At 72.8% G+C, this 18,327-nt stretch carries 24 protein-coding genes and 1 tRNA gene; 14 read left to right on the top strand and 11 right to left on the bottom strand.

Annotated elements, in window-relative coordinates; translation table 11 throughout:
• Positions 1 to 193: 193 nt before the first annotated feature.
• The 5 genes from ACZ4TR_RS16050 (at position 194) to ACZ4TR_RS16030 (ending at position 4,175) form a co-directional block, all read left to right on the top strand.
• Positions 194 to 559 carry a hypothetical protein gene (locus ACZ4TR_RS16050; RefSeq protein ID WP_465287735.1) on the top strand — a complete coding sequence of 122 codons (366 nt, stop codon included), beginning with the start codon at positions 194 to 196 and terminating at the stop codon, positions 557 to 559.
• A gap of 246 nt (positions 560 to 805) precedes the next feature.
• Positions 806 to 2,200, top strand: coding sequence for a fatty acid desaturase (locus ACZ4TR_RS16045; protein WP_465287734.1), 1,395 nt, complete (start codon positions 806 to 808; stop codon positions 2,198 to 2,200).
• Positions 2,200 to 2,391: a ferredoxin gene (locus tag ACZ4TR_RS16040; protein WP_364520855.1), complete on the top strand. Its 192-nt coding sequence runs from the start codon at positions 2,200 to 2,202 to the stop codon at positions 2,389 to 2,391. Before ACZ4TR_RS16045 ends, ACZ4TR_RS16040 begins: the two co-directional genes overlap by 1 nt.
• A 1-nt stretch (position 2,392) precedes the next feature.
• Positions 2,393 to 3,547, top strand: coding sequence for an NAD(P)/FAD-dependent oxidoreductase (locus tag ACZ4TR_RS16035; RefSeq protein ID WP_465287733.1), 1,155 nt, complete (start codon positions 2,393 to 2,395; stop codon positions 3,545 to 3,547).
• Between the two features lies 1 nt (position 3,548).
• Positions 3,549 to 4,175, top strand: coding sequence for a TetR/AcrR family transcriptional regulator (locus ACZ4TR_RS16030; protein ID WP_364520857.1), 627 nt, complete (start codon positions 3,549 to 3,551; stop codon positions 4,173 to 4,175).
• A gap of 1 nt (position 4,176) precedes the next feature.
• Here the strand turns inward: ACZ4TR_RS16030 and ACZ4TR_RS16025 are convergent, their stop codons facing one another.
• The 4 genes from ACZ4TR_RS16025 to ACZ4TR_RS16010 all read right to left on the bottom strand — a co-directional run bounded on the left by ACZ4TR_RS16025 (position 4,177) and on the right by ACZ4TR_RS16010 (position 7,145).
• Positions 4,177 to 5,001, bottom strand: a complete 825-nt coding sequence (locus ACZ4TR_RS16025) for a haloalkane dehalogenase (RefSeq protein ID WP_465287732.1) — start codon at positions 4,999 to 5,001, stop codon at positions 4,177 to 4,179.
• 11 nt (positions 5,002 to 5,012) lie between these two features.
• Positions 5,013 to 5,450, bottom strand: a complete 438-nt coding sequence (locus ACZ4TR_RS16020; protein WP_465287731.1) for a MarR family winged helix-turn-helix transcriptional regulator — start codon at positions 5,448 to 5,450, stop codon at positions 5,013 to 5,015.
• A 121-nt stretch (positions 5,451 to 5,571) separates the two neighbouring features.
• Positions 5,572 to 6,777: a kynureninase gene (locus ACZ4TR_RS16015; RefSeq protein ID WP_465288119.1), complete on the bottom strand. Its 1,206-nt coding sequence runs from the start codon at positions 6,775 to 6,777 to the stop codon at positions 5,572 to 5,574.
• Positions 6,774 to 7,145, bottom strand: a complete 372-nt coding sequence (locus ACZ4TR_RS16010) for a DUF5997 family protein (RefSeq protein ID WP_364520860.1) — start codon at positions 7,143 to 7,145, stop codon at positions 6,774 to 6,776. Before ACZ4TR_RS16010 ends, ACZ4TR_RS16015 begins: the two co-directional genes overlap by 4 nt.
• Positions 7,146 to 7,187: 42 nt before the next feature.
• Here ACZ4TR_RS16010 and ACZ4TR_RS16005 point away from each other — a divergent pair, with 42 nt between their 5' ends.
• Entirely contained in the window at positions 7,188 to 7,901 is a 714-nt protein-coding gene (locus ACZ4TR_RS16005) for a substrate-binding domain-containing protein (protein ID WP_465287730.1), read from the top strand.
• Between the two features lie 10 nt (positions 7,902 to 7,911).
• Here ACZ4TR_RS16005 and ACZ4TR_RS16000 read toward each other — a convergent pair whose 3' ends face one another.
• Entirely contained in the window at positions 7,912 to 8,193 is a 282-nt protein-coding gene (locus ACZ4TR_RS16000) for an early set domain-containing protein (RefSeq protein WP_364520862.1), read from the bottom strand.
• A gap of 207 nt (positions 8,194 to 8,400) precedes the next feature.
• On the opposite strand from ACZ4TR_RS16000, the gene ACZ4TR_RS15995 reads away from it, so the two are divergent.
• Both ACZ4TR_RS15995 and ACZ4TR_RS15990 read left to right on the top strand, forming a co-directional pair.
• On the top strand, positions 8,401 to 8,916 hold the full coding sequence (locus ACZ4TR_RS15995) for a hypothetical protein (protein ID WP_465287729.1): 516 nt from the start codon (positions 8,401 to 8,403) through the stop codon (positions 8,914 to 8,916).
• Between the two features lie 62 nt (positions 8,917 to 8,978).
• Positions 8,979 to 9,167 (top strand): hypothetical protein, encoded by a 189-nt coding sequence (locus ACZ4TR_RS15990; protein WP_465287728.1) that lies wholly within the window; start codon positions 8,979 to 8,981, stop codon positions 9,165 to 9,167.
• Positions 9,168 to 9,255: 88 nt separating this feature from the next.
• Here the strand turns inward: ACZ4TR_RS15990 and ACZ4TR_RS15985 are convergent, their stop codons facing one another.
• On the bottom strand, positions 9,256 to 10,311 hold the full coding sequence (locus ACZ4TR_RS15985) for a hypothetical protein (protein ID WP_465287727.1): 1,056 nt from the start codon (positions 10,309 to 10,311) through the stop codon (positions 9,256 to 9,258).
• 136 nt (positions 10,312 to 10,447) lie between these two features.
• On the opposite strand from ACZ4TR_RS15985, the gene ACZ4TR_RS15980 reads away from it, so the two are divergent.
• From ACZ4TR_RS15980 to ACZ4TR_RS15970, 3 genes are read left to right on the top strand one after another with little or no spacing between them, the layout of a single operon-like run.
• Complete coding sequence (locus ACZ4TR_RS15980; RefSeq protein ID WP_465287726.1) at positions 10,448 to 11,416, top strand: hypothetical protein; 969 nt, start codon at positions 10,448 to 10,450, stop codon at positions 11,414 to 11,416.
• 47 nt (positions 11,417 to 11,463) lie between these two features.
• A complete protein-coding gene (locus ACZ4TR_RS15975; protein ID WP_465287725.1) occupies positions 11,464 to 12,255 on the top strand; it encodes a metalloregulator ArsR/SmtB family transcription factor in 792 nt (263 codons plus the stop codon).
• Positions 12,252 to 12,851, top strand: coding sequence for a dihydrofolate reductase family protein (locus ACZ4TR_RS15970; RefSeq protein WP_465287724.1), 600 nt, complete (start codon positions 12,252 to 12,254; stop codon positions 12,849 to 12,851). The genes ACZ4TR_RS15975 and ACZ4TR_RS15970 overlap by 4 nt, the downstream gene beginning before the upstream one ends.
• 166 nt (positions 12,852 to 13,017) lie before the next feature.
• Here ACZ4TR_RS15970 and ACZ4TR_RS15965 read toward each other — a convergent pair.
• Positions 13,018 to 13,091, bottom strand: a tRNA-Ile gene (locus tag ACZ4TR_RS15965).
• A 187-nt stretch (positions 13,092 to 13,278) separates the two neighbouring features.
• Between ACZ4TR_RS15965 and ACZ4TR_RS15960 the strand changes: the two genes are divergently transcribed.
• A complete protein-coding gene (locus ACZ4TR_RS15960) occupies positions 13,279 to 13,554 on the top strand; it encodes a hypothetical protein (RefSeq protein WP_465287723.1) in 276 nt (91 codons plus the stop codon).
• Positions 13,555 to 13,614: 60 nt separating this feature from the next.
• Here the strand turns inward: ACZ4TR_RS15960 and ACZ4TR_RS15955 are convergent, their stop codons facing one another.
• The gene (locus ACZ4TR_RS15955) at positions 13,615 to 14,136 is read right to left on the bottom strand and encodes a dihydrofolate reductase family protein (protein ID WP_465287722.1); all 522 of its coding nucleotides are present in this window, start codon (positions 14,134 to 14,136) and stop codon (positions 13,615 to 13,617) included.
• A 61-nt stretch (positions 14,137 to 14,197) separates the two neighbouring features.
• A complete protein-coding gene (locus tag ACZ4TR_RS15950; RefSeq protein WP_465287721.1) occupies positions 14,198 to 15,172 on the bottom strand; it encodes a bile acid:sodium symporter family protein in 975 nt (324 codons plus the stop codon).
• A 96-nt stretch (positions 15,173 to 15,268) separates the two neighbouring features.
• Between ACZ4TR_RS15950 and ACZ4TR_RS15945 the strand changes: the two genes are divergently transcribed.
• The gene (locus tag ACZ4TR_RS15945) at positions 15,269 to 16,102 is read left to right on the top strand and encodes a LysR family transcriptional regulator (protein WP_465287720.1); all 834 of its coding nucleotides are present in this window, start codon (positions 15,269 to 15,271) and stop codon (positions 16,100 to 16,102) included.
• Between the two features lie 150 nt (positions 16,103 to 16,252).
• On the opposite strand, the gene shbA is transcribed toward ACZ4TR_RS15945, so the two are convergent.
• Positions 16,253 to 16,852, bottom strand: coding sequence for an RNA polymerase sigma factor ShbA (shbA, locus tag ACZ4TR_RS15940; protein WP_465288118.1), 600 nt, complete (start codon positions 16,850 to 16,852; stop codon positions 16,253 to 16,255).
• A 146-nt stretch (positions 16,853 to 16,998) separates the two neighbouring features.
• Positions 16,999 to 17,487, bottom strand: coding sequence for an RNA polymerase sigma factor (locus ACZ4TR_RS15935; protein WP_465287719.1), 489 nt, complete (start codon positions 17,485 to 17,487; stop codon positions 16,999 to 17,001).
• A 160-nt stretch (positions 17,488 to 17,647) separates the two neighbouring features.
• Between ACZ4TR_RS15935 and ACZ4TR_RS15930 the strand changes: the two genes are divergently transcribed.
• Positions 17,648 to 18,280 carry an endonuclease gene (locus ACZ4TR_RS15930; RefSeq protein ID WP_364520884.1) on the top strand — a complete coding sequence of 211 codons (633 nt, stop codon included), beginning with the start codon at positions 17,648 to 17,650 and terminating at the stop codon, positions 18,278 to 18,280.
• Positions 18,281 to 18,327: the final 47 nt, after the last annotated feature.

Genomic DNA, 18,327 nt, shown 5'->3' with positions numbered 1-18,327 from the left:
GTTTACCGAGTGCGGTGGGCCGACTACTCCCATTTCCTCTGGTAACGGGCCCGGGCGGAATTTCCGGATGCTTGCACGCTGGGCCGAACGGGTGAAAGTGAATTCGGCCGGCCGGTGTGCCGCGGGTCCGTGGCGCGGGAAGGAAGGGCGCACGCTGCCTTGCCGGCCCTGCGTCGCGGGTAGCGTGCGGCATATGTGCCGGTACGCCGAGACGGCCTACAAGGTCCACTACGTGTGCGTGCCGTGCCGCAAGAGCCACAAGTACGCGTGGGACGGCGCGGAGCACCGCTGTCCGGAGTGCCGCCGGCCGATGGTCTTCGCCGGGCACGACTTCGCGGCGCCTCCGCGCCGGGACGGCTCGGGCTGGGCGGCGGTCGCCGCGGTGCTCGGAGCCGGGTTGGCGTACGAGGGCTTCGAGCCTTGCGGTTGTGGCCGGGAGCCGAAGTCCCGCCCGCGGACCGCGGCCAGGGTGCGCGCCCGGCGGCGGATCGCCCGCCGCGAAGGACTGCCGGATGCCGATGCGCTGGGCGCGCGGGACCCGTCTGACCTCATCGGCTGACGGCGGCGCTTTCGTCCCGTACCGGGGGAGCTTCGCCGGAAGATGATCTTCCTCACGAAAACGCAACTGACAGCCGAGATTCCGGCTGCGGCAACCGGCGCGGGTGGGCGGGTCTGCACGTCTCCGGCAACGGCGAACGCGCGTCCCCTCACTCCGCGGCAACGAGCTTTACATCAAGCGAACTGTTGTCAATCGAGATGGACATCCTCTATCGTTCTGTAAACCCAGCCAACGGAGGAGGGTGTGATGAGCGGAGCAACGATCCCCGCCGGGTCCACCGAGCGGTGGCGCGACCGCAAGCGCTACCTGTGGCTCATCGGCCTGGTCGTGCCGTCCCTGGCGTTCCTCGCCATCGGCCTGCACGCGGCCACCGGCTGGCCGGGCTGGTTCTGGATCGGGCCCGTCGTGATCCTCGTGATCGTGCCGCTGATCGACCTGGTCGCCGGGCTGGATCGCAGCAACCCGCCGGACGACGTCATCGAACGGCTGGAGCGGGACCGCTACTACCGCTGGATCACCTTCGCGTTCCTGCCCGTGCAGTACCTCGGCTTCGCCGCCGCCTTCCGGCTGATCGCGCACGGCGGCCTGGGCGTCGCCGACAAGATCGGGCTCGCCGTGTCGATCGGCTGCATCGGCGGGATCGGCATCAACACCGCGCACGAACTGGGCCACAAGAAGGAAAGCCACGAGCGCTGGCTGTCGAAGATCGCGCTGGCGCAGAGCTTCTACGGCCACTTCTACATCGAGCACAACCGCGGCCACCACGTCCGCGTGGCGACGCCGGAGGACCCGGCGAGCAGCCGCGTCGGCGAAAGCTTCTACCGCTTCTGGCCGCGCACGGTCTTCGGCTCGCTGAAGTCGGCGTGGCGCCTGGAGCGCAAGCGCTACGCCCGCCGGGACAAGCACCCCTTCCGCCTCGGCAACGACGTCCTCAACGCCTGGCTGATGTCGGCCGTGCTGTGGGCCGCGATGATCGCGTGGCTCGGGGCGGGCGTCCTGCCGTACCTGGTGATCCAGGCCGTCGTCGGGTTCTCGCTGCTGGAGGTCGTCAACTACATGGAGCACTACGGCATGCTGCGGCAGCGGGTCGGCGCGCCCGGGAAGCGCCGTTACGAGCGCGTGGATCCCAGCCACAGCTGGAACTCCAACAACATCGCCACCAACGTCCTGCTCTACCACCTGCAGCGGCACAGCGACCACCACGCCAACCCGACGCGGCGCTACCAGACGCTGCGCGACTTCGCCGAGTCGCCGGTGCTGCCCACCGGGTACGCCGGGATGATCGTGCTGGCGCTGATCCCGCCGCTGTGGCGCCGGGTGATGGATCCGCGCGTGCTCGCCCACTTCGACGGCGACCTCTCCCGGGCCAACCTCCAGCCGGGCAAACGGGACAAGCTCCTCGCGCGCTACGGGACCCGCGTCACGATGGACGTCCGGGAGGCGGCCGACACGCGCGGCGACGCCGGCGAGGGCGGCATGTGCCCGGGCTGCGGGTACGTCTACGACGAGAAGCTCGGCGACCCGCGCGAAGGCTTCCCGGCCGGCACACCGTGGTCGGCGATCCCGGACTCGTGGTGCTGCCCGGACTGCGGCGTGCGCGAGAAGGTCGACTTCGTCGCGCCGGGCCGGGTGGGTGCGTGATGCGGATCGAAGCGGACCGCGGCAAGTGCGACGGCCTGGGCATGTGCGAAGCGATGGCGCCGGACTTCTTCGAGGTGGGCGACGACGGCACGGTCGCGGTGCTCGACGAACGCCCCGGCGAGGAACACCGGACCGACGTCGCCGCGGCGGTCGACTCCTGTCCCGTGCTCGCCCTGCGGCTGACGGACTGACATGACCTTGGTCGTCGTCGGTGCCTCACTGGCCGGGCTGCGCGCGGTGGAGTCCGCGCGCCGCACCGGGTACCGCGGCCGGATCGTGCTGATCGGTGCCGAGGAGCACCTGCCGTACGACCGGCCGCCGCTGTCGAAGGCGTTCCTCGACGCCGGCGGCCCGGGTCGCGTGCAGCCGTTCCACTCGGAAACCGTGCTGCGGGACGAACTCGGCGTCGAACTGATGCTGGGCGCGCCGGCCGAGAGCCTCGACACCGACGCACGCGAAGTGACCGTCGCGGGCGCGGCCGTGCGGTACGACGCCGTGGTCATCGCCACCGGCGCGACCGCACGTGGCCTGCCGGGGGCGCGCACGCTGTGGACGGCCGAAGACGCCCTCGCGGTGCGGGCCGCGCTGGAGGACGGCGCCCGCACCGTCGTGGTCGGCGCCGGGTTCATCGGCTCGGAAGTCGCGTCGGCGGCGCGCAAGCGCGGCCTGCCGGTGACGATCGTGGAAGCCTCGGCCGTCCCGCTCGCCCGCGCGGTCGGTGCGGAGGCCGGGGCCGAACTGGCCGGGCTGCACCACGCGGCCGGCACCGGGCTCCGGCTCGCCACCGAGGTCACCGCCGTCGAAGAGGGCGGTGTCCGGCTTTCCACCGGCGAGGTCCTGCCCGCGGACCTCGTGGTCGCCGGCATCGGCGCGGCGCCGGCCACCGGGTGGCTCGAAGGCAGCGGGCTGACGCTGCACGAGCGTGACCGCGGCGTGGTGTGCGACGCGACGCTGTCCGCCGGACCGCCGGGCGTCTACGCGGCGGGCGACGTCGCGCACGTGGCGAACCCGCTCTTCGACGGCGAGCCGATGCGGCCGGAGCACTGGACGAACGCGGCCGAGCAGGGTGCGGCCGCCGCTCGCCACGCGCTCGACCCGGCGTCGGCGCGCGCCCTCGAAGCCGTGCCGTACTTCTGGTCCGACTGGTACGGCCACCGGATCCAGTTCGTCGGCACCCCGCGCGCCGACGAGGTGGTGTCCGCCGGCGGGGTGACGCTGTACCGGCGCGGCGGCCGGATCGCCGGCGCGCTGACCGTCGACCGGCCGCGCGAGATCATGAAGTACCGCCGTCGCATTGCCGCGCGGGCGGCGTGGGCAGAGGCGCTGGCCTTCGCGGGTGCGGCCTAGGATGACGGTCATGAGCGCCGCACTCCCGGCCCCGCTCGAGGGGGGTCAGCACCGGCGGCCGATCATCACCGCGGCGATCGAGCTGACCGCGCGGTCCGGCTGGCCGGCGGTCACGATGGCCCGGCTGGCCGAGGTCGTCGGCGTGAGCCGTCAGACCGTCTACAACGAGATCGGCTCGAAGGCCGCGCTGGCCGAGGCGATGGTCGCGCACGAGCTCGACCGGTTCCTCTCGGTCGTCGCCGCCGCCTTCGACCGGCACGAAAGCGACCTGGTCGAGGCGATGTACGACGCCGTCCGCGCGGTGCTCGAGCTGGCCGACGACAACACCCTGCTACGCGCGATCGCCTCCGCCACGCACGGCACCGCGCCCGAACTGCTCCCGCTGCTGACCACCGAGGCGGGCACGCTGCTGACGCAGGCGAAGGCGATGCTCACCGCGCGCGTGGCCGCTTATCACCCGCCGCTCACCGGCGAGCAGGTCGGCGTCGTGATCGACATCGTCGTGCGCACGGTGCTCAGCCACGTCATGCAGCCGTCGGACACCCCGGCCCGGACCGCCGACGCGCTGGCGTGGGTCGCGGCCCGCGTCCTCGGGGTGGACGCGACCCCGCCGCTGCGGCACCGCTGACTCACCGGAGGGCGTGCCGGTCCAGCCACGCGGCGATCTCGGTGGCGATCTCCTTCGGCCGGTCCTCCTGGGCGTGGTGCCCGGCTTCCCCGCAGGCGACGACGTCGAGCGCGGCGACGTTCTCCCGGCACCACCGGGTCATGTCCTCCCCGATGAGCAGCGTGGGGGAGCCTTCGAACGTCATGAGCAGCTTCGGCGTGCCGGTGCTGGTCTTCAGCCACTCGTCGTAGGCCTCGATGCGGGGGATCAGCTCGGCCGGCTCGCCGCCGAGCGGCAGCTGCCGCGCCCACGCGAGGACCGGCCGGCGGCTCTCGGGCGTGGGGAACGGCGCGAGGTACGGCTCGAGGTCCGCCACCGGCGTCCGCACGCCACCGGTGAACGCCTGCCGCACGAACAGGTTCTGCGCCAGCACCATTTCCTCGCCGACACCCGGCGTGCGGATCTTGCGCGCCCGCTCCGCCGCCTGGGGCGACAGGTCGGCCCAGGCCATCGGCTTGACGATCGTCTCGAAGAACGCGACTCCGCGGACGCGGTCCGGGTGCCGGGCGGCGTGGTCGAACGCGAGCGCGCCGCCCCAGTCGTGGCCGACGAGGACGACGTCGTCCAGGCCGAGCGCGTCGGACCAGGCGTCGAGGTGGCGGGCATGGTCGTCGAACGAGTACGCGATGTCGGGCTTCGGAGACCGGCCCATGCCGATGAGGTCGGGCGCGAGCAACCGGCCGCCGCCGACGTGGGGGAGGACGTTGCGCCAGCCGTGCGACGAGCCGGGGTTGCCGTGCAGGAAGACGATCGGGGTGCCGGTGCCGGACTCTTCGTGGTGCAGCATGGGGTGTCCCTTCAGGGATCCAGTGGGGTGTCGAGGAGCAGGGTGAGCTCGCGGGCGAGGGCCGCGGTGCGGTCGCCGTCCCGGCCGCCGAGCGGCGCGAGGAGCCGGTCGAGCAGCTCGGCCACGGTCGCGATCGCGGGCTCGACGACGTCCCGGCCGCGGGCGGTGAGGGTCAGCCGGATCGTCCGGGTGTCCGCGGAGTCGCGGGTGCGTTCGACGAGCCCGTCGGTGTCGAGGGCGCGGGCGAGCTTGGAGACGTAGAGCGCTTCGAGTCCGGTGTGGTCGGCGAGTTCCCGCTGGCTCGGGGTCGTCCCGGCGCGCTCGAGGCCGAAGAGCGAGGAGAGGAAGACGTACTGGGCGTGCGTCAGCCCGACCGGCGCGAGGGCGCGGTCGACGGCCACGCGCCACTTCATGGAGAGTCGCCAGACGAGGTGCCCCGGAGTGCTCATGCCAAATACGGTACATGGCTACTAAGTACATGGCTACTGTTTGGCCTGGCGCAAGGTGGTCGTGAGTGGGAAACAGTGCTCTCACCCTGTTTCCCACTCACGACCGAGTGCGGCAGGGTGCTCAGGCGGCGAGTTCGCGGATGCGGTCCATGGCCGCCCGGACTTCGGTGAAGCCGGTGGTGAGCGGGCTCAGCCCGACGCGGATGCCGTCGGGACGGCGGAAGTCGATCAGCACGCCGTTCTCGATGAGCACCCGGGAAAGCCGCTCGGCGTCCGGGTGCCGCAGGGTGACGTGCCCGCCGCGGCGGGCGTCCTCGCGCGGCGAGGCCACCGTGAAGCCGAGCGGGACGAGCCACTCGTCGGCGAGGGCGAGCACCCACCGCCCCAGCGTGACGGCCTTGGCCCGCACGCGCTCGATCCCGGCTTCGGCCAGCAGCGCGACACCTTCCTGGACGCCCACCATGCCGAGCACCGGCGGGGTGCCGGACAGCGCGCGGCGGATGCCGGGCGCGGGCACGTAGTGCGCGGCCATGCCGAACGTGTCGGCCGCGCCCATCCAGCCGGTGATCGGCTGCCCGAACTCCGCGTGGTGGCGCGAGTTCACGTAGAGGAAGGCGGGCGCGCCGGGCCCGGCGTTGAGGAACTTGTACGTGCAGCCGACAGCGAAGTCGGCGCCGCCGGCGTCCAGCTCGACCGGGATCGAGCCGACGCTGTGGCAGAGGTCCCAGACGGTGAGCGCGCCCCGCTCGTGCACCAACCGCGTGATGCCCGCGAGGTCCGCGATCGCGGCGGTGCGGTAGTCCACATGGGACAGGACGACGGCCGCGGTGCGCGGCCCGGTGACCGCCGCGACGTCCGCACGGCCGACGTCGCCGGACTCGATCCACCGCACTGTGTGGCCGAGTTCGGCGGCGACGCTCTCGACGAGGAACCGGTCGGTGGGGAAGTTGGCGGAGTCGGTGACGATCTCGTCGCGCCCCGGCCGCAGGGCCGCGGCCGCCCGGAGCGTCTTGTACAGGCACACGGACGTCGAGTCGGCGACGATGGTCTGGCCGGGCGCGGCGCCGAGCGCGACGCGGCCCAGCTCGTCGCCGATCCGCTCGGGCAAGGCGAGCCAGCGCTCCTCCCAGGACCGGATCAGCCGGGCGCCCCACTGGTCGGCGACGAGCTCCTGCAGCCGTTCGGCGGTGGCGCGCAGGGGACGGCCCAGCGAGTTCCCGTCGAGGTAGGCGACGACGCCGGGGTCGGTGATCGGGACGAAGCGGTCCCGGAACGCGGCCAGCTCGTCGGCGGCGTCGAGCCGCGCGGCCTCCTCGAGCGTGGTCAGTGCTCCTTCTCCTTGACCCGCACGGTTTCCTTGCGCACCTCGGCGTGGGTGGCGCGTTCCCGCACCAGCCAGTCGGGGTTCTCCGTCTTGAGCGCGTCGATCTGCTCGGTGGTGAGCGCTTCGGTGATCCCGCCGCGGCTGAGGCCGCCGATGGAGACGCCGAGCTTCGCCGCGACGACCGGCCGCGGGTGCGGGCCGGTGCGGCGCAGCTCGCGCAGCCACTCGGGCGGGTCGGCCTGGAGCGCGTTCAGCTCGTCGCGCGAGACGACGCCCTCCTGGAACTCCGGGGGCGTGGCTTCGAGGTACACACCCAGCTTCTTCGCCGCTGTCGCGGGCTTCATCGTCTGGGTGGTCTTGTGCGACGTCATGCCGTCCAGGGTAGCCAGCGCCCCGCCCGGTAGCCTGACCCGGTGACCTCGTTCCGTCTCGCGTACGTGCCCGGCGCGACGCCCGCCAAGTGGGTGCGGACGTGGGCCGAGCGGCAGCCGGACGTGCCGCTGGAGCTGGTCCCGGTCGCCGCGGCCGGCGCGGCGGAGCTGCTCCGCGCGCGAGGTGCGGACGCGGCGCTGCTGCGCTCCCCGATCGACCGCGACGGCCTCCACGCCATCCCGCTCTACACGGAGACGACGGTGGTGGTCGTCGCCAAGGATCACCTGATCGCGGCGGCGGACGAAGTGTCCACAGCGGACTTGGCGGACGAGGTCGTGCTGCAGCCCCGGGACGACACGATCGAGTGGCCGTCCCTCCCGGGCCGGCCCGCGCTCTCCTGCCCGGAGACGACGGCGGACGCGATCGAGCTGGTGGCCGCGGGGGTGGGCGTGCTGGTGGTCCCGCAGTCCCTGGCCCGCCTCCACCACCGCCGCGACCTGACGTACCGGACGGTGACGGACGCGCCGCAGTCGAGCGTGGCGCTGTCGTGGCTCGAGGACGAGACGACGGACCTGATGGAGACGTTCATCGGCATCGTCCGCGGGCGCACGGTCAACAGCACGCGCGGCCGCCAGCCCGCGCCCGCGGAGAAGAAGCGCCCGGAGCGGAAGCCGCCGGCGGCGAAGTCGGCCGGGAAGCAGCCGGTCCGGCGCGGCGGCGCCCCGAAGCGCGGGAAGCCGCGCCGGAAGTCCTGAGGCGGCGGGTTCAGTTCGTCGAGTAGACGCAGTTGCCGTCCGCGCGGTCCGGCAGGTCGGGGTCGTCGAACCACAGACCGTCCTCCCCGAGGTAGCGGAACTGGATCACCGTTCCCGGCGCCACGTCCACCGACGCCGACCGGCGGCCGTTGGAGCGCGTCGTCAGGTGGTGGCGGCCCGGGGTCCAGTCGTTGAACGAGCCCACCACGCTCACGCGCCCGGGTGGTGCCCCGGCCGGGAGGCTGAACGTCACTCGCTGGGTGCCGGCCCGGCTCTTGCTGGTCTTGATCACGCTGCGACGGCCTTTCGGAGAGAGGAAACGGAGGGGCGTGCTCGGCACTGAGCGCCGACATGATGACACGACTGTGACGATTCGGTCACGTCGAGTGCCCAAAGGAGTTACAAGGCCGCTCAACGGTTCGCCTCCGACCGGGTGGTCCTCCCGCGATTCATGATCATCTTGCTGCCGGGTGGTCCGTCAGGTGCGAAACTTACTGCCGTGACCGTCATCGTCGATCGTCATGTCAAAGACCCGTGCGCCTGGCTCGGCGCCGTCACCGGGGACCTCGCCGCCGCATTGCCGGCCGACACGCGAGGGGTCCTCCTGACCGTGTGGGACGGGCTCGTCGCCGCCCGGCTCGCCGGCTTGCACGCCGCCGCGGCTTCGCCCCGATGGCGGGCCCGGCAGCGCCACGCCGAAGTGGCCGAGTTCGACCTCGCCGTCCAGCTGGCCCGCAACTGCGCCGTCGGTCCCGGCCTGGCCATCCCGGCCGGGCTGCCCGGAGCCGCGGTCGCTTGGCCCGCCGAGCGGGCCGACGCCGCGGTCGCCGCGATCATCTCCTTCTGCGCCACCGCCGAAACGATGCTGCGCCGGGCGGGCGAGCTGACCCCGGTGTGGGAGGACAGCCTGCTCGGGCCGGTCGCGCTGACCCGCTGGCTCGCCGACTCGTGGGAGGGCCGCCACACCGGCTGCCCGCTGCGGCTGCCGGTGCCGCCGCCGTCGTGGTGGCGGTGACCGCCGTCCGTCAGGGGAAGGCTGGGCCGGCCGAACCCGGCACCGGGCGAAAGGAGGCCGGGGTGGCCGGATCAGCTGTCCCGCCCACGAGACTCCCGCACGCGACCCGGGTGGCGGTGCGCGAGGTGCTGCTGGCCGAATTGGTGTCCGCCGGAACCCGGGCGCGAGCCGCGGGGTGCCCACCGGACGTGCTGTCCGACGTCCTGGACGCGCGGTTGCGTTCGGCGGCCGAGGACCACGAGTGCGGCTGAAGGGCACCTTGGGTGCAGGTGACGCGCTGAAGGGCACCTTCGTCCCGTCCGATGCGGGGAAGGTGCCCTTCGGCTCACCCGGGTTTCGTCACCGGCCGAGGACCGCGAGGACCGTCGTCACGATCCGGTCGAGCCGGGCCTCGTCGGCGAGCGCGGTGGCCAGCCAGTCGTCGCGGGCCGACCCGTTGTGCGGCAAGCGGTCCAGCGCGTCCCCGCCGGACCCGAACACGTGCCGGACGACCGTGGCGACCGCCGCCGCCGGGTCCTCGCCGCGGTCCAGCCGTGCCTCGATCGCGCACAACGCCTCCTCGGCGCGGGCGGCGAGCCGGACGTCGTCGGCCTCGTCCGGGCCGACCAGCTGCAGCGGGGCGGGCTCGGCCGCGCCGTCCGCCGGCATCGGGGCGACGGGCGCCCGCTTGTGCCCCAGCGGGCGCTCGACGTGCTCGGCGTACCACTTCGGCCGGCTGCGCATGGCGGCCAGGACCGTCCGCACCTCGCGGTCGAGCGTGTCGCGCGTGTCGTGGCCGCCCGGCGGCGCCCCGGTGACCTCGGCGCGGCGCGCGGCCCAGCCGTCCAGCGGCCACAGCTCGGCGCCCGCGGTCGCCGGCACCCCGGCCCACACCAGGATCTGGACGGCGAGGTCGCTCAGCCACCGGTCGCCGCCGAGGGCTTCGCCCAGCCAGGTCGGCAGGCGAGGCCGTTGCAGGGCCCCGATCTCGCCGCGCCGGCGCCGGTGCGCGTCGACCGTCGCCGGGCTCAGCCGGGTCGCCAGCCAGCCGTCGAAGTTCTCGATCGGGTCCGTCGCGCGCCGCAAAGCGTGCTCCACGACGGCTTCGACGTCGTCGTGGAAGCGGTCGAGGCAGTCGGGACGCAGCCATTCGAGCCCCCGGGCGCAGTCCGGGTGCCGGCGCTGCCGTTCCAGGGGCTTGGTGATCCGGGCGAAGACCAGGGGCCAGGCGACGCGGTACACCGCGCCGCGCAGCCGGGCGAGGGCGCCGGGCGGAGCGGCCGCCGCCGAGACCGCGAGCCGGCCGTCTTGGGCCAGCTGCCGGACGTCCGCGACGCCGATCGGCCGGGCAGACGGAAACGTGGTGTCGAGCAACTCGTCCTCCCCGATGTCGTCGACGGGGAAATGGTCGGTCAAAGGGGGAACGGGAAAAGGTCGCCGCCTGGCCGAATCACGCCGGAACTGGCCAGCGGCTGGCCACCCGGGAATCACCTGATCGGCGCAGCCCGCACCGCCGATCATGCGGAAGTGCGCGTGCCACAATGAAAATCCCATGGCACACGAGGACGGATTGCTGCGCGAGCTCACGACTTTGCGCCGCGGCTGGGGATTGGAAACCGAACGGCTGCGCGCCCGGCTCGGGCCGCTCGTTTCCGGCTGGTGCGAAATCCACCGGACGGCGAACGACCGCGACGCGCGGCGGGTTCTGCGCGACGCCATCGCCGCCGCGATCGCCGAGTTCCCGGCGGACGACCGGCTCGCGGTCACCGTCGCGCTGGGCATCGCCCCCGGCACGCAGCACGCGTTGCTCAGCGACCGCGTCGAGGTTCTCGCGGACCGGCTGCGGGTGTCCGAGCGCACGGCCCGGCGCCGGATCGACCGGTCGTTCGCGCGCCTGGCCGCCGAGATCGAGGCCGCCCTGCGGCCCGGCGACGGGATGCCCGACGACCCCGACCAGGGCTGGTTCGTCAAGCGGCTCCGGGCGATCGTCCGGCTGGACACCGCCGTCCCGGAGCTGATCGAAGAGCGGCAGATCGTGGCGGCCCGCGACGGGCTGAGCCGGATCTCCGCGCAGTTCACCGTGCCTCGCGTCGAGGGCGGCGACGGCGAACGGCTGGTGGCCGCCGACGCCCAGCACGGCGTCCGGATCACCGACGCCCAGCGGGTGGGCCAGCGGCACTTCCGCTGGCTGCTCGACCTCCCGCGGCCGCTGGCGCGCGGCGACACCCACACCTACGCCCTGGTGATCCGGGTCCGGGACGGCCTGCCCATCCGGCCGTCGTACGTGTTCGTGCCGCTGGTGACGTGCGAGTCGTTCACCGTGCGGGTCCGGTTCGATCCCCAGCGGCTGCCGTGGACGGTGTGGCGGCTGGACCGCGTCCCGCCCTCGGTGCTCGCCGACCCGGCCAACCCGGGACCGGCGCTGCCCCTCGACGGCGCGTGCGAGGTGGCGCAGGAGTTCACCGCGCCGCAGCTGGGCTACGCCTACGGACTGCGCTGGGTGCCTCAGGGAAGTCCCTGAGTGATATTCCTTGACATGAATATTCTGGCTTGTGAATACTCGGTTCCGTGGACGGGATCGCGGCAGCATTGGGAGACGCGGCGCGGTGGCGCCTCGTCGAGCTGCTCGCCGAACGTCCCCGGTCGGTCGGGGAGCTGGCCGAGCTGACCGGCCTGCGGCAGCCGCAGACCACCAAGCACCTCCAGACCCTGGCCCGCGCCGGGCTCGTCACGGTGTTCCCGCTCGGGCAGCGGCGCGTCTATGCCCTCGAAGCCGAGCCGCTGACGGATTTGGCTGGCCGGCTGGCGGATCTGGCGAAAGCGACCGAAGCGCACGCAGGAGAGCGGGACGTCGTGGCGCGGTACCGCGCGGCCGTCGAAGCGGAGACCGCGGCCGCGGACGAGGACCGGCGGGCGGACGGGCGGGAGTTCGCGTTCGAGCGCCTGCTGGCGGTGCCGCGCGACGTCGTCTGGCGGCACTGGACCGACCCGGCGCTGCTGGCGTCGTGGTGGGTGCCGCCGTCGATGACGGTCACGGCGTGCGTCCTCGAGCCGCGGCCGGGCGGGCGCGCGGTGCTCGCTTACCGCGACGCCGACGGCGAGTACCACTCCGAAGGCTGGGTGCGCCGCGCGACGGAGCCGGGGCGGCTCGCGTTCGACCTCGCGGTGACCGGCGAGGCGTCCTTCACCGGGCACTACGACCTCGAGCTGGTGTCGGTGCCGGGCGGCACCCGGTTGCGGCTCGGCTTGCGCATCACCGCGACGACGGTCGGGGCCGCTTCCGCCATCGCCGGCATCGAAACCGGCTGGGACCGGGTGCTCGACCACCTCACCGACGTACTCACCCAGGAAAAGGAATGATGACCATGACGGGCCGCAGAGTCACCGCGAACCTGAGCCTCACGCTCGACGGGCGCTACCACGGGCCGGGCGGGCCCGGCGACCTGGCCGCGATCGTTTCGTACGCGACGACCGAGGTGGCGCGGCGCCATCTCGGCCGGATCTGGGAGGGCGCGACGACGGCGGTGCTGGGCCGCCTCAACGCCGAGGGTTTCCTGGGTTTCTGGCCGACGGTGGCCGCCGACGAGAGCGCGGACCCGCGCGACCGCGGTTACGCGAAGTGGCTGGTGGACGCGGAAAAGGTGGTGTTCTCGACGACGTTGGCGGAGTCACCGTGGGAGCGCACCCGCGTGGTGGACGCCCCGGCAGCGGACGTCGTCAAGGACCTGAAAGCCACCGGATCGGGTGACATCCTGGTCAACAGCAGTGCAAGTGTCATCAAGCCATTACTGACGGCGGACCTGATCGACCGGCTGTATCTGATGGTGTGTCCCGAGATCGCAGGAGGCGGGCCACGGTTGTTCGACGACGGCCTGCCGCCGTCGAAGTGGCGCCTGGCCCACCACGAAACGGGCGAACTGGGGGAGACGGCCCTGGTCTACGACCGTGCACACTGAAGTCCTTTGTAGACATCCGAGCTGGTTTGCCGGCGGCACCACGACGATGGCCGGCGAACCGCGAAACGGGACCACCACGTGCCGGGTCCGGGGGTTGTCCCCGGGTGGATACCGCGGGCACCGGGAGCAATCCCGCAGGGATTGCGAACAGCAATCCCGCCTCGGGTGGGGCGGGCGGGGCTCGAACCCGCGGCCAAGGGATTATGAGTCCCCTGCTCTAACCAACTGAGCTACCGCCCCCTGGCCCCGGCGCGCAGGCGGCACGGGGATTTGCATTCGCACAGAAGACCCAGTTCGCTTCAAGTTATCACAGCGGCCATCCGGGGAGATCCGGTAGGCCAAACAGGTTGAAATGGCCGCCGACCGGCGCAAGCTCGTCTACCTTGCAAGGGCGTCACCGCTGAACGGAACGGCGGGAGGGTGGGCGATGGTCACGGCTCCGCGAGCCACCCCGCACGGCCCGCACGTGTTCCGGCTGGCGCTGCTCGACGCACTCACCGCCGGGGCGGGCCTGGGCTACCTGGCGCACCAGTACCGGGAGGCGCTCGTGGCGAACCTCGCGCCCATCGGCCTGGCCCTGCTGCTCGCGTTGGCACTGGGCCTGGTACTCCGCGCGGCGGCGCGGGTCCTGCGCCGGGCAAACCGGCGCGTGGACGCCATTTTCGCCGAGGAACTGCGGAAGCCGTCGCCCCGGCCCCGGTGAAGGTACGGATTCCGTTCGAACGCCGTCGGCGACCACCTGTACACAATGGACAGTGGCCGCTCACGCCACCCGGTACCAGAAGTTGCCGATCGACCCGGTGCAGCTCAGCTCCACGGGCTCGAGCCGCACCCGCGTCCCACCAGGGTGGTCGAACAGCCGGACGCCGTCGCCGAGCAGGATCGGTGCCACGTGGACCAGCACCTCGTCCAGCAGGCCGGCTTCGAGGCAGCGCCGGGCCGTCGTGGCGCCCAGCACCGCGACGTACCCGTCGCCGGCCGCCGCTGACGCCGCCGTCACCGCCTCGCCGAGATCCTCGACCAGGGTGAAGCCCGGCGAAGGCGCCGCCGAGCGGGTCACCACGAAGATCGGGCCGTTCCAGCGGCCGCCGTACACCTTGCCCTCCGCCGTCGTCGCCGGTGCGTACGTGTTGTGTCCCATCACGATCGCGCCGATGCCGCCGACCACTCGCTCGACGACCGGGTTCGGCCCGGCGTGCAGGCCGGCGAGCCACGTCATGTCGCCGGCGGGGCCGGCGACGAAGCCGTCGAGGGCCATCGTGATGTGGTAGAGGACCTTGGCCATGGTGGCGCCTTCCGGTAGAGGGTCACCGGTACCGACCGGCGCCGCCCGGTAAACTCATCGGTCAGGCGGGCACGAGTTCCGGCGCGGCCGAGGACGCGTACCGGCGGGCCAGCGTCGCGCACACGATCAGCTGGATCTGGTGGAACAGCATCAGCGGCAGCACGATCAACCCCACCTGCGCGTGCCCGAACAGCACCGTCGCCATCGGCAACCCGCTCGCCAGGCTCTTCTTCGACCCGCAGAACACGATCGTGATCCGGTCGGCGCGGGCGAAGCCCAGCACGCGAGCGCCCCACCCGGTCGCGCCCAGGACCGCCGCGAGCAGCACGCAGCAGACGCCGGCGAGCACGAGCAGGTGCGTCACGTCGAGCCGGTGCCAGATGCCCTCGACCATGCCCGCGCTGAACGCCGTGTAGACGACCAGCAGGATCGACCCGCGGTCGAACAGCTTGAGGGGCGCCGAATTACGCGTGATCCACGCGCCGATCCAGCGCCGCGCGAGCTGGCCCGCGACGAACGGCGCGAGCAGCTGCAGCACGATTCCGAGCACGGCCGAACCGTCGACCCCGGCACCGTCTCCCGACAACAGCAGCGCCACCAGCAGCGGCGTGAGCACGATCCCGGCCAGGTTGGACAGCGACGCGCTGCAGATCGCCGCCGCGACGTTGCCGCGGGCGATCGAGGTGAACGCGATCGACGACTGCACGGTCGAGGGCAGCACGGCCAGGAACAGCACCCCGGCGGCGAGCTGCGCGGGCAGCACCGACGGCGGCAGCAGGAACAGCGCCAGGCCGAGCAGCGGGAACAGGACGAACGTCGCGGCCAGCACGACCGCGTGCAGCCGCCAGTGCCGCAGCCCGTCCAGGGCCTCCTGGGGGGACAACCGGGCGCCGTACAGGAAGAACAGCAGCCCGACGGCGATCGTGGTGGCCGTGCTGAAACCGTCGGCGACCGCGCCCGAAGCGGGCAGCAGCGTGGCGACCCCGACAGTGGCGAGGATGGCGACGACGAACGGGTCGAGACGAAACCGGGACATGGATCTCCTTCCGGATCAATTCTCGGCGACGCCGTGCTCATTGTGAACCCCGATGACCAGACTGACTGTCATCGCGGATCGCGATAAAGTGGCCGGGTGCTCGACCCGCGCCTGTGCCGTTCGTTCCTCGCCGTCGCCGAGACGCGCAGCTTCACCGCGGCCGCGCGGCGGCTGGGGGTCGGCCAGCCGACCGTCAGCCAGCACGTCCGGCGCCTGGAGCGCGACTCGGGCGGGCTGCTCTTCGCCCGTGACACCCACACCGTCGAGCTCACTGCGCGCGGCCAGGCGATGCTGGGGTTCGCGCAGACGATCGTCGACACGGAGGAACGCGCGGAGCGGCACTTCCGCGGGGCCGAGCTGCGCGGGCGGGTGCGGTTCGGCGTCTCGGAGGACTTCGCGCTCGGCGAGCTGCCGGAGATCCTGCACCGGTTGCGCCGCAGTCACCCCCTGGTGGACGTCGAGCTGACCGTCGAGCTCTCGGACGTCCTGGCGCAGCGGCTGCGCGCCGGTCAGCTGGACCTCGTGCTGGGCAAGCGCCGCCCGGGCACGCACCACGGCCGGCTGCTCTGGCGGGAGCCGCTGGTCTGGATCGGCTCGGCCGCGACGGTGCTGGAGCCCGGCCAGCCGGTGCCGCTGGTGCAGTACCCGATGCCGTCGATCACGCGGCAGCTCGCCGTGGAGTGCCTCGAACGCGCGGGGCTGGAGTGGCGGGCCGCGTGCCAGACGTCGAGCCTCACCGGCCTGCGGGCCGCGGCGGCGGCCGGGCTCGGCGTCACCCTGCACGCGCGCAGCCTGGTGCCCGGCGACCTCGTCGAGCTCGACGGCCTGCCCGAGCCCGGCGACATCGAGTTCATGCTGCTGGCCCGCGAGTCGAAGGAAGGGCCGGCGGCGGCCCTGGAGCAGTTCGTCCTCGACTACGTGCGGCGCTAGTGTCGCGCGTGGCAGCTTGTTCGACGTCGGGAGCGGCCGGCACCGACTCGCGCACCGAAGCCGACCCCGCCCGGCAAGAGTTCCGGCGGCGCCGATGCAGTGAATGACCCATTCACCTCGTCCGATGCAGTGAATGACTCATTCATGGCATCACGACCCCTCTTCGCCGGTCAGCAGTCTTCGCAGCCGCAGCAGCGCGCGGTGCTGGGCGACGCGGACGGCGCCGGGCGTCGAGCCCACCGCCCCGGCCGCCTCCTCCGCGGACAGCCCGACGACCACCCGCAGCACGACGATCTCGCGCTGCTTCGCCGGCAGCACGTCCAGCAGCCGCGCCAGCCGCTCGTTCAGCTCGAACCGCAGGGCGTGCTGCTCCGGTCCGTCCGCTTCGGACACCCCGTCGGGGACCTCCGGGACGGGGTCGGCGTGGTTGCGGGCCGCGGCGCGGTGCGCGTCGGCGACCTTGTGCTGGGCGATGCCGTACACGAACGCGAGGAACGGGCGGCCCTGGTCGCGGTAGGACGGCAGCGCGGTCAGCACGGCCACGCACACCTCCTGGGCGACGTCGTCGGCCGAGGCGAACGACCGTTCGTGCCGGCCGACGCGCGCCCGGCAGTAGCGCACCACCAGCGGCCGGATGGTGGCGAGCAGGCGGGCGGTCGCGGCGTGGTCGCCGGCGATCGCGTCGGCCACCGGCTCGTCGTGCCGCCGCCAGTGCGAGGGGAAGGCCTCCGGGGGCTGCGCCGCGGCGATCTCCCGGACGAGGGCACGGCTGCGCACCCGGAGCAGGGTGCCCTCCACGTCGAGGCCGACGCGCAGCGAGTCGTGCAGCGCGGCGTTGGACTCCCGCAGCAGCTCGGTGATCGCGGGGTCCCCGTACTCGGTTGCCGGCATGGTGCTCACCTTTCCCTGTCCCGCTGGTCGCCGGGCCGTGCGGCCCGGTGGCGCCTGAGGCGTTCCCGCACGTGGCGGAGGTTGGAGCGGACGGTCGCGGGGGCGATGCGCAGCGCCGTCGCGATCTGCGTGGGCGTGAAGCCGTCGAGGGACCAGGCGAGGACCATCCGCTGCCGGCCGGGGAGGGACGCGAGCAGGTCGATGAGCTCCGCGTGCTGGTCGACCAGGGCGGCCAGCTTCTCGTCTTCGGCCGGGTCGCCATCCGGGGTCCAGTCCGTGCGGGCGTCGTGGACCGCGGCGAGCAGCCGCCCGGCGACCCGGCGGACCCAGGCCCGCGGGTCTTCGAGGGGCGGCCACACCTCGAACGCGTGCAGCATCGCCTCGGTGGCGATGTCGCGGGCCAGCCCGGCCTCGAACCCGGCCTTGCACAGGAACGCCACGAGCTGCGGGAAGTCGGCGCGGAAGAACGCGTCGAAATCGTCGTCAGCGCACACGGACCCCTCACCACCCCTCGCCCTCCACTGGAACAAGTGCGGTGAGGTGACCGCTACGTGTAACGATTCGATCAAGACTGCTCGAGAGGAGTAATGGACTGCTCCGGATCGGTGACGACCGGTGACGAATGGGTGCGGGCATCTCGGGTACCCGAACCCGATGACCCAGCGAGACACGGTCCGGCGCCTGCTCGAGGAGGCCGGGCCGACGTACGCCGCCGAGGCCGGGATCAAGCTCGCCGACCAGCCGGCGCCGCTGTACCGGCTGCTCGTGCTGTCGGTGCTGCTCTCGACCCGGATTCGGGCCGGCATCGCCGTCGACGCGGCCCGGGAGCTGCGGGCCGCGGGGATGGGCACGGCCCGGGCGATGGCGGACGCGACGTGGCAGCAGCGCGTGGACGCGCTCGGCCGCGCGCACTACAAGCGCTACGACGAACAGACGGCGACGGCGCTCGGCGAGGGGGCCCGGTACCTGCTCGACGAGCACGGCGGCGACCTGAGACGCGTGCGCGAGGCCGCGAACGGCGAATTCCGGACGCTGGCCCGGATGCTGGCGAAGGTGCCGCGGCTCGGGCCGGTGGGGGCCGAGATCTTCACCCGCGAGGTGCAGCTGGTGTGGCCGGAGTTTCGCCCGCACCTGGACCGGAAAGCCTTGCAGGGTGCGGAAAAGCTCCGTCTGCCGACGCAGCCGGGGCGGCTCGCGAAGCTCGTCGATCCGGGTGAGCTGGCCCACCTCGCCGCGGCCCTCGTGCGGGTCACGCTCGAGCGCGATCTCGCCGATCGGGTGACGTGATCGACATCGAGATCCCGGGAAGGAAGGCGTACTCTCATGTGTTGCAG

It is taken from the genome of Amycolatopsis sp. NPDC028719, assembly GCF_055565395.1.
Note: the sequence above shows the minus strand (reverse complement) of the source record. Positions and strands in the feature narration are given on the sequence as shown.